8 protein-coding genes are annotated in these 14242 nt (G+C 71.1%); 4 read left to right on the top strand and 4 right to left on the bottom strand.

What is annotated here, in order from left to right:
• Positions 1 to 6: 6 nt before the first annotated feature.
• Both ACIPK4_RS38925 and ACIPK4_RS38930 read right to left on the bottom strand, forming a co-directional pair.
• Positions 7 to 2355, bottom strand: a complete 2349-nt coding sequence (locus tag ACIPK4_RS38925) for a PQQ-binding-like beta-propeller repeat protein (protein WP_402322372.1) — start codon at positions 2353 to 2355, stop codon at positions 7 to 9.
• A 39-nt stretch (positions 2356 to 2394) separates the two neighbouring features.
• On the bottom strand, positions 2395 to 4422 hold the full coding sequence (locus ACIPK4_RS38930) for a serine/threonine-protein kinase (protein ID WP_402322375.1): 2028 nt from the start codon (positions 4420 to 4422) through the stop codon (positions 2395 to 2397).
• A gap of 606 nt (positions 4423 to 5028) precedes the next feature.
• On the opposite strand from ACIPK4_RS38930, the gene ACIPK4_RS38935 reads away from it, so the two are divergent.
• The 4 genes from ACIPK4_RS38935 to ACIPK4_RS38950 all read left to right on the top strand — a co-directional run bounded on the left by ACIPK4_RS38935 (position 5029) and on the right by ACIPK4_RS38950 (position 11448).
• On the top strand, positions 5029 to 8586 hold the full coding sequence (locus tag ACIPK4_RS38935; protein WP_402322378.1) for a S8 family serine peptidase: 3558 nt from the start codon (positions 5029 to 5031) through the stop codon (positions 8584 to 8586).
• Between the two features lie 137 nt (positions 8587 to 8723).
• Entirely contained in the window at positions 8724 to 9758 is a 1035-nt protein-coding gene (locus ACIPK4_RS38940) for a helix-turn-helix domain-containing protein (protein ID WP_402322381.1), read from the top strand.
• A gap of 290 nt (positions 9759 to 10048) precedes the next feature.
• On the top strand, positions 10049 to 10462 hold the full coding sequence (locus tag ACIPK4_RS38945; protein ID WP_402322399.1) for a hypothetical protein: 414 nt from the start codon (positions 10049 to 10051) through the stop codon (positions 10460 to 10462).
• 704 nt (positions 10463 to 11166) lie between these two features.
• Complete coding sequence (locus ACIPK4_RS38950) at positions 11167 to 11448, top strand: GlsB/YeaQ/YmgE family stress response membrane protein (protein WP_402322384.1); 282 nt, start codon at positions 11167 to 11169, stop codon at positions 11446 to 11448.
• 221 nt (positions 11449 to 11669) lie between these two features.
• Here ACIPK4_RS38950 and ACIPK4_RS38955 read toward each other — a convergent pair whose 3' ends face one another.
• Together ACIPK4_RS38955 and ACIPK4_RS38960 are read right to left on the bottom strand one after the other, a co-directional pair.
• A complete protein-coding gene (locus ACIPK4_RS38955) occupies positions 11670 to 11957 on the bottom strand; it encodes a chaplin (RefSeq protein WP_402322387.1) in 288 nt (95 codons plus the stop codon).
• Positions 11958 to 13149: 1192 nt separating this feature from the next.
• Positions 13150 to 14148: a methyltransferase domain-containing protein gene (locus tag ACIPK4_RS38960; RefSeq protein WP_402322390.1), complete on the bottom strand. Its 999-nt coding sequence runs from the start codon at positions 14146 to 14148 to the stop codon at positions 13150 to 13152.
• Positions 14149 to 14242 lie beyond the last annotated feature (94 nt).

Genomic DNA, 14242 nt, shown 5'->3' on the forward strand with positions numbered 1-14242 from the left:
GGGGTGTCAGTCCGCCGGAAGGGCGACGACGGCGGACGGCCGGGCGACGAGCAGGGCGCCGGGGACCGCGGCGAGTTGGAACGGTTCCCGCGCTTCCACCCCCGCGAGCCCGGTCTGCCACAGCCGTTTGCCCGAGGGGATGCCGGTGGCCGTGACCTGGTGCAGCGTCGCGAGGTAGAGAGTGCGTCCGGAGGTGCTCGCGGTCATGCTCCCGAGCATGTTCCACGCCAAGTTCTCGGTGAGCGTCTGCTCCCACAGCGTCCGCCCGGTGTCCGGGTCGACGGCGACGATGGGGCCCGTGCCGTCGTCGGCCAGGTACAGGGTGTGGCCGCTGAAGAAGGGCGGGGCGTTGGTCCCGGCGACCAGGGCCTGCGATTCCCACAGCCGGGTGCCGGTCTTCAGGTCGTAGGCGTGGGCGCGACCGCCGGAGAGCAGGAACAGCCGTCCGCCGCCCGCCGGGTCCACCACGGAGGCCGGCCCGCCGTGTACGTCGGGGTAGGAGCGGTTCCAGAGCATGCGTCCGCTGCTCCGCTCGAAGCCCGCGATAGCGAGGGTCCGGACGGCCGTGACATCCCGGAACATCTGCCGGGGTACCTGTACCTCCACGACGACCGTCTCGGGGCCGACGGTGGTGGCCAGTTGGGCGTTGCCGAATCCGCTCGGCAGCGGGGTGCGCCACAGCTCCTTGCGGTGGTCCAGGTCGAACGCCGCCAGCAGGTATCCGCCCGTCGGACTTCCGTCCGCCGTGAGCAGCCACCCGGTGGCACCGTCGACGGCGAGTACCTTCGCGAGCTGATCGTTGCGCTGGAGCCACTGGGTACGGCCGTCGCGCATCGAGCAGAGCGACAGTCCCTCGCGCGTGGCCGTCAGGAAGCGGTCTCCGGGCACTTGGACGGGAGGGGCGTTGCCGTCGACGGGCAGTTGCCACACCTCCTTGCCGGTGCGCAGGTCGTGCCCGTACAGGACGTCGCCACGCATCATCAGGCAATGGTCGGCGCTGCTCACCGGGAGGAGCCGGGTGCGGGCCGTCGGGTCGTCCAGGCGCCACAGGGCGGCCGGAGGCATGCCGGGCACGCGGGGGCTCGTACCGGGACCGCCGCCCGCCGCGGACGGCCCGGTGCGGCTGTCCTCGCGGGTCAGGGCGGACCAGGCGAGGGTCCCGGATACCCCGAGGGCCGCTCCCGCGGCGCCGGTCAGCAGGCCGGACAGGACCCTGCGGCGGGTGGGCGGGGCTGGCGTGTGGGGGGTGGCCAGGGCGGGTACGGGGCCGGGGGCCGGGGGCGCGGCCGCCGGGGTGACGGGGTGCGGGGGCGCATCGGCGTCAGCCGGGACCGGGTCGTCCGCATGCCCGTCTCTGTCCCCGCCCCCGTCCCCGTCCTCGTTCGCATCGGCGATCTCCAGATCGACGATCGCCTGTGTGCGTGCGGCCAGTGCGGCGATGACCCGGCCGGGCAGCGGGTCCGGAGTCCGCTCCGCGTCCTGCCCGCCGGGGGCTAGCGTCTGGCACAGCTCCGCGGCGGTGGGGCGATCCGCCGGGGAGGAGGCCAGGGCCGCGGCCACCACCTCGCCCAAATCACGTGGCAGGTCGGCTAGTTCGGGCCGGTCGTGGAGGGCGCGGTAGGCCAGCACGGGCGGCGGGCCGTCCCCGAAGGGCAGCCGCCCGGTGGCCGTGTGGAGCAGCAGCACCGCCAGGGAGTACACGTCGGCGGCCGTCGAGGAGGGCCGGCCCGCGGCCACTTCCGGGGCCATGAAGGCGGCGGGCACGGTCGACACGCGGCTGTGCGGTACGGACCGCCCGGGCCCTGCTTCGGGCCGCGGCCCGTGTCCCTCGCCCCGGCCCGGTTCACGAGGCGGTGTGGACGGCATGCGGCAGGAGTGCAGCGCCATCAGCAGCGGGCGGCGCGTGGTCAGCCAGACGCCGTCGGGTGCCACGGCGCCGTAGCTGATGCCCCGGGCGTGCAGGGCGGCCAGGGTGCCGGCGATCTCCGCGGCGAGCTGCACGGACTGTTCCAGCGGCAGGGCCCCGGACTCGGTGCCGGGCCGCCGCCCCACGTCGGAGAGGGACACGGCTGGGGTGTGCGCAAGGGCGACCCACGAGGGCTCGGTCCCGGTCCGCAGGTCCAGTACGCGCGGCACACCCGGCACGGGCCCACGGTGCAGCGCCTCGGCCGCCTCGTACGCGGCCGGGGGCAGCAGGCACACCACGGCGTGCCGGTGCCCCCGGTCGCGGCCCACGTACATCCCGCCCCGCGGCGGCGTCGGCCCGGGGCCGGGCCAACGGGCCAGCAGCAGGTACGGCCCGGCCGACCGCGGGTCCTCGGGGCGCAAGCCTTCCCCCAGACGTCCGCCCCCCATGCGTTTCCCCCTCACCTCGTGGCCCCGCCCGGGGGCCGGTCACATGCCCGGCAGGGCGCGGACCGCGCTGCCGCGTTGCCAGACGGCGCTGCCTCCGGCGACCGCTCCCCGCCAGGGAACGTCGGCCGGTATTTCCCCGGCCGGGGCCGGTGCGAACACGTACTGTTCCGCCGCCCGGCCGCCGTGCACCACGAGGATGCCGAGCCCGGGCTTCCGCAGCGGCACGAAGATCCCGGATCCCGCCACTAACGGCGCCTGGTCCCGGGCCAGTTCCTCGGAGGCCGGCACGGTCCAGGCGGGGGCTCCGGTCTTCACGTCGATGCTGCGGAGCTGGCGGCCGTCGGCGACGTACACGCTGTCGCCGGCCTGCGCGGGCACGCCGAACCCCGCGCTGTCGTCCGCTGGCAGGCTCCACAGCTGCTCGCCGCGCCCCCGGTCCAGGCAGGTCAGCGTCCGGTCTCCGGCCCCGCCGAGCAGCACTCCGCCCGCGGACAGGACCGTCCGCGCGCCGTCGGTGCCGACGGGCCGCCGCCACACGGGGCCGCCGTCGGCGGCGGACAGGGCCACCACCCCGCCGGCGGCCGAGGCCAGGAGCAACCGCCCGTACCCGGCGGCCGCCGAGAGCGCCGTGCCCGGCACGGGGACGGGCACGCGCCAGCGCACCGCGCCGTCCGCCAGCTTGAGCGCGGCCAGGCGGCCGTCGGCGTCGAGGACGTACACCTGGTCCTCGTCGGCGGCGAGCAGCGCGGTCACCCCGTCGCGCGCGCGGCGGCGGACCGAACCGCTGCCCGGGTCCAGGAACAGCAGGGCGCCGTCCGGGTCCAGGGCGACGGGGCGGCGGCCACCGACGAGGTCGCGCACCACCGGTCCGCGCCAGCGCCGTTCGCCCGAGACCGGATCGTGGAGGAGGAGCTCGCCGCCGCCGTCCGCGAAGCACACCCGGCCGTCGGCCTCGACCGGCCCGAAGGCCGGCTGCGCCGCGGCGCCGTCGTACGACCACAGGGGCTCCGGCACCGTGCCGGGCGGGCCGCTCCAGCGGGGGGCGGGGGTACGGCCAGCGCCGTCGTCCTCCTGGAGGGTGCGCAGGGCGGTGGCACCGGTCGCCGCGAGCAGTACGGCGGCGCCGGCGCCGGCCAGCACCCTGCGCCGGGTCGGCAGCCGCGGGCCGGCGCCCAGGGCGGCTGCGGCCCGTGCGATCCCGGCGGCGTCGGCGAGTACCGCTGGTGGCAGCCAGCGGGTGGCTGCGCGCAGGGCGGCGCTCCGCGGGTCGAGTTCCGCGGCCACCTCCGCGGCGGCGGGCCGGTTCTCCGGCCGCTTTTCGAGGCAGCCGCGGATTACGGACGCCAGCTCGGCCGGAACGCCGGTGAGGTCGGGGGCCTCGTAGGCGATGCGGAAGTCCGAGCGGACCGGGTCTCCGTCGTAGAAGGCGTGCCGACCGGTCAGCGCGAAGACGAGCAGCGCGCCGAGGCAGAAGACGTCGCTCGGCGGTCCGAGGGGTCCTTTCACCACCTGTTCGGGCGACATGTAGCCGGGCGTTCCGGGGCGCTGCCCGGTCGCGGTCAAGGTGACGTCGCCGGTCACCCGGGCGATGCCGAAGTCCACGACGCGGGGGCGGTCGGCGCCGAGGATGACGTTCGACGGCTTCAGATCTCGATGCACCACCCCCGCCGCGCCCAGGGCCGTCAAGGCCCGGCCGAGCGCTCCGGCCAGGACGCGCACGGCGGGCGCGGGCAGGGGTCCGTGCCGCAGTACGGCGGCGGCGAGGGTCGCACCGGGGACGAACTCGGCCGACATCCACGGCACTTGTTCGGCGGTCGAGGAGCCGAGCACGTTGGCGACGAAGGGGCTGCGGACCGCCGCCGCGGCGGCCGCCTCGCGGGTGAACCGCTCGCGCAGGTCCGCGTCGCGGAAGAGTTCGGGCCGGATGGTCTTCAGGGCGACCGGACGCCCCCGGCGGCGGGCGAGGTAAACCGTCCCCATGCCGCCGACCCCCAGCACCCCCAGGATCCGGTGACCTCCGAGCTGCGCGGGCGTCCCGCCCGGCAACGGGGCGATCACTGGTGTCATGCCGTTGATCGTATGCGCGCGCTCCTCAACCATCTCCGGAATCCGCAAAGTTGATGTATCCCAGGCCGGGGGGGCGGCCGCACCTCGGCTGCGCCGGGCGCACGGCGGTGGGCAATCCATTGCGTTGGACCTGGTGCGGTTCGCGGCGCGCGGACGGCTCGGCTCACCCGGCTTCTGGTCGTGTCGGCCGTGGTCGGCGCGGCCGAGAACGCCTTCGCAGCGTAGGGCGGCGCGTTCACGAAAGCGCTCCATGTCTGCTGACCGGCGACGCCCGTGAAGTGACGCCCGGCTGCGAGCGACGGGCGCACCCTTGCCTGCTTTCGCGCGGTTCGTGACTGACAAATTCTTGCCATGGCGAGGACTTGTCACCCCTTGGTCTTCACTGCGGCGCTGCTCCGTCGATAGACCCATGGCATGTTCTCCTCCTCTCAGCCTTCCGTCTTCGGGCACAGGCACAGGCGCAGGTACAGGCGCTGGCAGTTGATCTCTGCCGCCATCGCGGTGCCTCTGCTGACATCGGGGCTCGCAGTCCTGCAAGCGCCCGCACAAGCCGCCCCGAGCAAGCCCGCCGTTTCCGTCAGACCTTCGACGACCCACAAAGTCACCTTGGTCACCGGCGACGTCGTCACGGTCACCACGATGGCCGACGGCAAGCAGACCGCCGAGGTCGACCGGCCGCAGAGCGCTGTCGGCGGCGTGAAGATCCAGCAGGTCAAGGGCGACCTGTTCGTCGTGCCGGACGAGGCCGTACCGTTGCTGGGCGCGGACAGGCTCGACCGGAGGCTGTTCAACGTCACCGACCTGATCGAAATGGGTTACGACGATGCGAAGTCGGCCGCGGTTCCGCTGATCGCGATGTATGCCCGGACGAGGTCCGGGGCGGCTGCCGAGCCAGCGCCGCCCCGGGGCAGCCGACTGACCCGCAGGCTCGATGACATCGGCGGTGCCGTGCTCAGCACCGACAAGGGGCAGGCCCGTACGTTCTGGAGTTCCGTCGCGCCGCAGGGGAGCGCGACGTTGGGCGCTGGTGTGGCGAAGCTGTGGCTCGACGGCCGGGTGAAGACCAACCTGAAGGAGAGCGTGCCGCTGATCGGCGCTCCCGAGGCATGGGCGGCCGGATATACCGGCAAAGGCGTCAAGGTCGCAGTCCTCGACACCGGCATCGACGTCAACCACCCCGACTTCGCGGGCCTGATCGACGGCACGGCCAGCTTCGTGCCGGGGGAGGCCGTCACCGACGTCAACGGGCACGGCACGCATGTGGCGAGCACGATCGTCGGCTCGGGCGCCGCCTCCGGAGGCGCCCTCAGGGGCGTCGCTCCAGGTGCCGACTTGTACGTCGGCAAGGTACTCGGCGGCGCGGAGGGCTACGGCCAGGACTCCTGGATCATGGCCGGCATGCAGTGGGCCGCCGAATCGGGGGCGGACGTCGTCAACATGAGTCTCGGCGACTCGTACCCGACGGACGGCAGCGACCCGATGTCGCAGACCGTCGACGTGTTGTCCGCGCAGTACGGCACGCTGTTCGTCATAGCGGCCGGCAACTCGGGACCGGAGAGCATCTCCGCCCCGGGCGCGGCCGCCTCGGCGCTGACCGTGGCCGCCACGGACAAGCAGGACCGGCTCGCGAGTTTCTCCAGTACGGGTCCGCTGACGCACTCCGGCGGTATGAAGCCGGACATCGCAGCGCCGGGCGTGGACATCACGGCGGCCCGCTCGTCCCAGATGGCCGGCGGCGGCGAGGGCTCCTACCGCACCCTCAGCGGCACCTCGATGGCCACCCCGCACGTTGCCGGCGCGGCGGCGATCCTTGCCCAGCAGCACCCGGACTGGACCGGGGCACAGCTCAAGGAACACCTGATGAGCACCGCGAAGGGGCTGGACGGCGGATACTCGCCGTACGAGGTCGGTACCGGCCGTCTCGACGTGGCCGCTGCCGTGCACAGTACGGTCCGCGCCACCGGTTCACTCTTCTTCGGCAACTACACCTGGCCGCACGAGCCGAGCGATGTCGCCGTCACGAAGGACCTGACCTTCACCAACACCGGCTCCGCCGGCGTCACGCTGAAACTTGCGCTGACCGGCGGCGCCCCGTTCACGCTGGGGGCCACCGAGGTGACCGTCCCGGCGGGCGGCACCGCGGCCGCCCCGGTGACCGGTGATCCACAGGCCGCCCCGCCGGGCCGGCACACCGGCTACGTCACGGCAACGGACGCGGCGACCGGGCGGGCGGTGACCCGTACTTCGGTGGCGCTCCTCGAGGAGGAGGAGCGCTACGACTTGAACGTCAAGCTGGTGGGAAGGGACGGCAAGCCCGCCGTCGGCTGGGTCGGGATCAACCTCGCGGGCGACGTCTGGCCCTGGTCGCTCTACGTCGACGGATCGACGACCGTGCGCATGGCACCGGGCACGTACACCGTCGCCGGGTACCTCGATGTGGCGGGCGAGAAGGCGGACCGCTCGGGTCTGGCCGTACTGGTCCACCCGGAGACCCTGCTGGGCGGCCGCTCGGCCGAAGTGGTGCTGGACGCGAGCAGGGCGCACCTGCTGCAGACGGAGGCGCCGGAGCGTACCGAGGACCGCCAGCGCAAGGTCGACTTCAACGTCCACTACAAGGGGCTCGACCCGTCCCTGGACTACCGCAGCGCGTATGTGCTGCCGCCGACCTATGACGACGTCTACGTCGCGCCGACGGAGGCGATGAAGCAGGGCGAGTTCATGCTGACCACCCGATGGCGCAAGGGCCAGCCGAAGCTGGGCCTGAGCACGTCGGGCAGTCGGCTCCAACTCGACGCGCTGGTGCAGGCCGGGAGCGCCCTGGGCACCGCCACGGACAGGCTGGACGCCGTCTACGCGGGCAACGGCGGGGCGGCCGCGTACAAGAAGGTGCGGGCCAAGGGCAAGGTGGTCGTGGTCGACCGCAGCGACGAGGTTCCGCCGCAGGAGCGCACCGCGGCTGCGGTCGGGGCCGGCGCGAAAGCGTTGATCGTGGTCAACGACGGTGTCGGCGCACTGATGGAGTATGTCGGAGAGTCGGCCATCCCCGTCGCCTCCGTGCACCGCGACGCGGGCCGAGCCCTCATCTCGATGGCCAGGCGCGGCCACGACGAGCTGACCGTCAAACAGACCGAGTACACGCCGTTCGTCTACGACTTGACCAGGGACTATGCCGGCCGGGTGCCGGACCGGGCCCTGGTCTACCGGCCGGCCAAGGGTGACCTCGCACGGATCGACGCCCGCTACTACTCGGCTGCGGGCGGCCGGCTGGCGGAGGGCTACCGGTCCGACTTCACCCTCAGCCCGTCGTTCAACCTTCCCGATCAGGAGTGGCACCCGGGCACCCGCACCGAGTGGGTGACTGCGGGACAGGTCTGGAGGGAGTTTCACACGCAGGGCGTCGACGGACCCCTTCCGTGGTCGATGGTGTCGGGCGACAACACGTACGCCAAGGGCAGGAGCACCCGGCTGGACTGGTTCGCTCCGGCGACCCGGCCCGGCCAGAGCGAGTCCTTCGGCGTGTACAACTCCCGCTGGCAGAACTACATGACGTGGAACGTGCAGGCGTGGGCCTCCGCCAGCGACACCATGCGATTGGGAGGGTACCTGCCGTGGGGTGGGACGCCGTCGCACCTGCAGGTCTTCCAGGGAGACACGCTGATCCACGACAACCCGGTCAGCGCAGACATGCAGTGGCAGGAGGTGCCGGCTGGCAACTTGCCCTACCGAGCCGTCCTCGACGCGGAGCGGCCCGGTGACCTCTTCCGGCTGTCGACGCGCACCCATACCGAGTGGACGTTCATGTCGGGCACCGTCGATTCGGACTCCTTCGAGCCGTTCTCGGTGCTGAACCTGGACTACGAGCTGGAGTCGGACCTGCACGGCGACCTCAAGGCGGGTTCGAAGCAGCGGATCGCCCTCAAGCCGGTGTCCATGGACCTCGGCACGGTGCCGGGCGCGGTTACCGGGGTGGCGCTGGAGGTCTCGTACGACAATGGCGCCACCTGGCGGAAGGTGACCCTGGTCAAGGGTGCCGACGGCACTTGGACGGGCTCGTTCACGGCGGCCGGGAAGCCCGGCAGCTTCCTCTCGCTGCGCGCGAGCGCCGCGACGGACAGCGGCTTCAGCGTCAGGAACGAGATCATCCGGGCGTACGGCCTGCGATGAACCGAAGTGTCGGGCCCCGGGGCGGCGATGCCCCGGGGCCCTTCCCGTCAGGCCTGCTCCCGTCAGGCGCTATTCAGGGTCTGCCGCCATGGCGCATACTCTCCCCGCTGCGGCAAGCGGAAGAGAGTCGGTCGCCGATGCTGGATGTTCTGGGCCTCGAACCCGTTGACGAGCGCGTCTACCGGGCGCTGCTCGGTCGGCCGGACGCCCGTGCATCCCCGCTTGCGGACCAGCTCGTGCTGCCGCAGGCCGACGTCGACAGGGCGTTGTCCCGTCTCGTCGGGTGGGGCCTCGTGACCAGGGCGGCGGAGGAGCGGTTCACCGCCGCGCCGCCGGCGGTGGCTCTGGGCGCTCTCATCAGCGAGCGCCGGGACGGGTTGCGCATGGCGGAGCACGCGTTGGTGACTTTCGCCGAGGAACACCGGGCGGCGATGACCGGGAACAGCCTCAGCGATCTGATCGAGGTCGTCACGGGTGTCGACGCCATTCGCCACCGCTTCCTCCAGGTGCAGCAGGCGGCCCGCTCGCAGGTCCGGAGCTTCATCACAGCGCCGTTCGTTGCTCTGTCCCCCGGCGAGAACACGGCCGAACCCGCGGCAATCGGCCGTGGGGTGCAATTCCGGGCGGTACTTGACCGGGCTGTTCTGGGAGAGCCCGGCATCATCGACGATGCGATCGATTCACTGCGCAAGGGCGTCCAGTTGCGCGTCGCCGACCGGCTTCCGATGAAACTCGTGCTGGCCGATGCCGATCTCTGCCTCGTCCCACTGGCGGTCACACCGGACGGAGAGCCCGGAGCCGTGCTGCTGCACCGCAGCGGCCTGTTGGACGCGTTGGACGCGCTGTTCGAGACGGTATGGCGCACCGCGCAGCCGCTCGAACTCTCGGACACCGGCGCAGACGCCGAGCCTGCCGTCGAGTTCGGTGCGACCGGCCCGACCGATCTGGACCGGAAGATCCTCGGGCTCCTCCTGGCCGGACTGACCGACCAGACGGCCGCGGCGCAGCTCGGTCTGTCACCGCGGACGCTGCACCGACGCCTGCGCCACCTCACGGACTTGGCCGGGGTCCGCACCCGGATGCAGCTCGGCGGTTACGCCGTCCGGCACGGCTGGGTAGGGCTGCACCGAGACCGCGAGGGTCAGTGCGGGCCGGCGTCCCCCACGCCCTGAGCGGCCTGTCGGCGCACGTCATGGTCGCGGTCCTCGACGCCGCCGCAACCGACGCCACGGCCCGACCCTTCCCGACCGCGTACGGATACGGCATCACGCGTCCCGGGGCGAGCGGCGGAAATTCCCTTCCGCCGACTGCCGGCTTACTGATCGTTTCACAATGAGGTGCGAGAGGGACGGGACGCTGGGGCGCCCGGCTTCGTCCGTAGGATCACTGCATGCCTGCTGACGAACGCGTAACCCGGTCCACGTTCGCCGGTCGTATCCAGCCGATAGCGGCTCCTCAGCCGATGCCGGAGCTGCCCCAGCGGATCTGGTCAGATAACGACTGGAAGAGGATCCAGCTCGGCTACGCGTCACGGGACATGGACGAGAAGCGGGACGTCTTCACGGAGGGCGAGGTCGTCTTCCTGCACCGAAGCTGGACAGGTAACGGAACCTTCGCAGTGACCTTCGCGCCCGTCGATGGCGGTGGATGGCGGATCGACAGTGCCGTGATCGAACGTGACGCCGAACGCTATCGAGGAACGGACGATGCCTACGACCGCGTCATGCTTGAGTTGGTGATCAGCGCCGTCGTGCTTGGCGAGTCGGCGACAGACCTCCGGACGAAGTTGGTCGAGTTGACGCGTCGGGAGTCGGGTTCCGATGCTCCGGCCGGGCTGATTCAGCACAGCGCCCTGGGGCTGCGCTCGGACTCGTAAGGGCTGTCCCGTAATCCCCGGCGGCGCGCGACGCCGGCCACGGCACCTCGCTGCGTTGTCGGAACGCCCGGATACGCCCAGTATGCGGACGCCCCTCCGCCTTGCGATGCACCGCATCCGACGCCGCGCGCTGATCCACCGGGGGTTACGGGACAGCCCTTAGCCGATGAAAGTGCGTCCCGCGACCGTGAACTCGAATGGGGGCCGCCGGTACGCACAGCAGGGGCTTCGCCTGCGAGCAGGAAGGAGCGATCCGCCGCCCCCGCGACAGGGACGTGGCTGGCGCCGCCCATCCGCCTGACGGGAGGTAGGGCACGGTAGCTGGAGCCTGTAGAACGATCCTGCCTACCGCTACGACGAGAACGTTGGGCTTGTGATGACCGCGATCAGCGGCGTGGGGGTGGCTATGTGGCCGCAGCCTAAAAACCCAGCACCGTCCCTCGCACGGCTTGGCGCCGCCGGGACGGGCCGTACCGACGGCTTGGCCATAACTCCCAGGCGCCCCGCTTACTCCGGCCGGCGCCGTCGAGGCCCCGGGCCCCGGTGGGGAGAACCGGCTGCTCCCAAAGCGCGGAAGCGAAGGGCTTGTCTCACGTCTCTGTCGTCGCGGGCGGCGGCTCCGAAGAGCGGGGACGTTTGAAAACGCCGTCTCGGTGCAGGCGTGCGCTGACACGAGCTTTATACATCGAGGTAGGAGACGCGTCATGGGCATTCTGGCTTGGATTCTCATAGGGCTGCTCGCGGGCCTCATCGCCAAGGCGATCATGCCGGGCAAGGACCCGGGCGGCCTCATCATCACCATGCTCATCGGGATCGCGGGCGGCCTGCTCGGCGGCTGGCTCGGCAAGGTCATCTTCGGCGTCGACTCCATCGACGGGTTCTTCGACCTCTCCACCTGGATCGCCGCCATCGCCGGCTCCGTCATCCTGCTGGCCCTCTACCGCCTGTTCACCGGCAACAAGCTCCACCACCACAGCCGCGCCTGACCCCACGCTCCCACCGCATACGGCAAACGGCTCCCCTTCCCGAGGGCGGAGCCGTTTCGTTTTCGTCGCGGGAACCGCAGCGCACAGCCCGGTAGGGGGGCCGGCCTGCCCTTGGACGACGTGGGGGAGGCCGATCGGTACCGGGCTGTGCGCTGCAGCTGGTTCACACGGCGCTCTGGGGTGACGGCGCGGAGTGCGACGGGTCCAGGGTCTGGTGTTTGTCAGTATTCGCCGTGCTGCTGGCCCTTGTAGTGGCTGTCCTTGTGTCCGCTGGCGTTGATGCAGGTGTTGCCGAAGGCGGGGTTGAGGATGCCGACGACGTTGACGGTGTTGCCGCAGACGTTGACGGGGATGTGGATGGGGACCTGGACGACGTTGCCGGACAGGACGCCCGGGGAGCCGATGGCGGCGCCTTCGGCGGTGGCGTCGGCGGCGGCCATGCCGGCCCCGCCCGCCAGGACGGCGCCGGTGGCGGCGGTAAGGGCTACGGCCTTGGCGATACGGAACATCAAAATCTCCTTGCGCTCATGGGTTGGGGGGAAGACAGCACGGACGACGCAGCCCATATCCGCCCGAGCAGCCAGCCCGTCACGGCCGCTGGGCCGAATCGGTGATCTGACACCCTTGCGGCTGGCGAACGGCCCGCCCGCGCCCGCGGGTCTCGTCCTCGGCTCAAGAACCGGTAGCGCGTGCATGCTGACGTCGTTGCCATCGCGGGCCTCCTGCGCGATCTGCTCGACCGTCCCGCCTACCGACGCACCGATGCCTGCCGGACGGTCGTGGTCCAACCGCGGAGTGGACCGCGACCAAGGTCCCTTGGGGCCTGACGGTGGACGAGCTGGAGCGCGTCCGGCTCCTGGACACCGCGGCCGGCTGCGGCTCCACTGATGTGGTGTTCACCCCCGCTCCGTAGCGCCGACGGAGCGGGTAGGACCGTCACCCGTTCCTGCGGAGCACGGCCCGGGCACCACCGTCGTGCCCCAGCCCGTGGACTGCCCCCCGATGTAGTCCAGCCCTCCCATCGATGGGGCGCTGCACCGATTGGGCGTTCTCGGACGTCCTGTGCCCGGTGCGCGGCTCCCGGCTGGAGGTGCCGCCCGGTCGCCGGCATGGCCGGCGCGGTGGACTTGCCCGAGGGCTTTGACAGCACGGGCAAGGGCGCACTAATGACGGTGACGGCGCTCATGCTGGTGGTGGGAGCAGTACGAGCATGTGGTCGTCCTGGATTTCGGTGGTGAACCCCGCCCCACAGAGCGCGGCGCCCAGGGCGAGACCGGTGGCGTGGTGCAGTCCGGCCAGCTCCGTACCGGCTGCCTCGTCCGTCGGGTGCTGGCCACTGGTGCGGGCGTTGCAACTCGTTGATTTCTGCGGGCATCCAGCCCACCATCACGCCGCGGGCGTGGCGGACCAGGTACACGCCCTCGCCGCCCTCGCTGCCCGGGTCGAACCCCGCTTCGCGAAGAGCGGCGCGCACCGCGTCCAGGAGCTCCGTCTCGTGATCGTCCGCAGCCGCACTGTAGAGCGCCGGGCAGGGCGTGGGTCGACCCACGCTCCAGGAGACGTAGCGCCCACATCCAGAGAGCCTTGCGCGTCGCGGAGATGCCCGAGTCGAGCCGACGGTCACCCTTCGGTCCGTCAGCGGTCACACGGACGGGTCCGAAGGGTGACTGCGTTCCCTGCACGCATTTCGTCGCCCGGATGTCACACCAGCAAGGGACCGCCGCAGCGTTCGGCGCCGTCCTTCATCGCGATCAGATTGGCCACCACGTAAGAGATCTGGTTCCGGGCGTGCCAGTCGGTCGGGAAGTAGGTGACCAGCCGTGAGTTCTGGAACCTGGCCTGGATCTCCGGTACGAAGGCACGGTATTGATCGTCGGTGTAGTACCAGAACGAGTTCTCGTTGTAGTAGGCGACATGTGTCGGGTCCTGGTAGGCGCCCCGGCCGTCGGAGCTGGGAGTGAGGGTGAGGAGCATGCCGCCAGGTGCCAGCAGGCGGTACAGCTCATTGATCAGCGGAACCTTCGCGGGCACGTGTTCCAGGAAACCCACCGCCCTGAGCAGACCGACCGAGTTGTCCGGGAGGTCCAGGGGTGCGGGCAGCGTGGCAATGATGTCGACTCCGTCCCGTGCGTACTGGTCCACTCCCAGGTAGCCGGGCGGCTTGCGGTGCGCGGCGCCGAGGTCCAGTGCGAGCAGCCCGCGCCGCTTGGTCCAGGCGAGCGCGTTAGGCTCGATGTATTTGTCGTACAGGGCGACGGTCTCGCACTGAATGTGCGCGTTGATCTCGGTGTCGCGCTGGGTGTTGTCGGGATGCATGCGTTGCATGTACAGGCATCGCGGGATGCAGTGGAAGTCACCGGCCTGGAAGAGACGGCACATCAAGTCCTGGTCGTCCAGCACCGTGCGCGTGGCGTCGTACCCGCCGACCTGCTCGTAAGTGTCCCTGCGGAACGCCCGCACGTGGTTGGGGGCGTACCAGATGTAAGACACGTTGTGCGGCGTCGGCGCCATGGCGACCGCTTGCAGGAGACGGCGACCGTCGACGTCCACCTCCTCGTACTGCCAGCCGTTCGCCTCGTTGAACCGCGTGTCGTCCCGGTTTCCGTCTTCGGTGATCTGAGCGGTGTGGCTGTAGACGAAGACGGCGTCGGAATGCTCGTCGAAGGCATTCGCCAGTTCCGCAAGGCAGTCCTTAGACACCGTTTCTTATGGCGTGGTCGTTCGTTGAATCGTGCATGACGGATTTGGTTGAGCGGCTGGTGCCGGATGAGTTGTGGGTGTTGTTCCGGCGGGT

Origin of the sequence: Streptomyces sp. NPDC086989 (assembly GCF_044745505.1) — a bacterium.
GTDB lineage: Bacteria > Actinomycetota > Actinomycetes > Streptomycetales > Streptomycetaceae > Streptomyces.

Excerpts from the sequence above, each read along its gene's own strand:
- ACIPK4_RS38925 (WP_402322372.1), bottom strand. The coding sequence starts at position 2,355 with ATGGGGGGCGGACGTCTGGGGGAAGGCTTGCGCCCCGAGGACCCGCGG.
- ACIPK4_RS38930 (WP_402322375.1), bottom strand. The coding sequence starts at position 4,422 with ATGACACCAGTGATCGCCCCGTTGCCGGGCGGGACGCCCGCGCAGCTC.
- ACIPK4_RS38940 (WP_402322381.1), top strand. The coding sequence starts at position 8,724 with ATGCTGGATGTTCTGGGCCTCGAACCCGTTGACGAGCGCGTCTACCGG.
- ACIPK4_RS38945 (WP_402322399.1), top strand. The coding sequence starts at position 10,049 with ATGCCGGAGCTGCCCCAGCGGATCTGGTCAGATAACGACTGGAAGAGG.
- ACIPK4_RS38950 (WP_402322384.1), top strand. The coding sequence starts at position 11,167 with ATGGGCATTCTGGCTTGGATTCTCATAGGGCTGCTCGCGGGCCTCATC.
- ACIPK4_RS38955 (WP_402322387.1), bottom strand. The coding sequence starts at position 11,957 with ATGTTCCGTATCGCCAAGGCCGTAGCCCTTACCGCCGCCACCGGCGCC.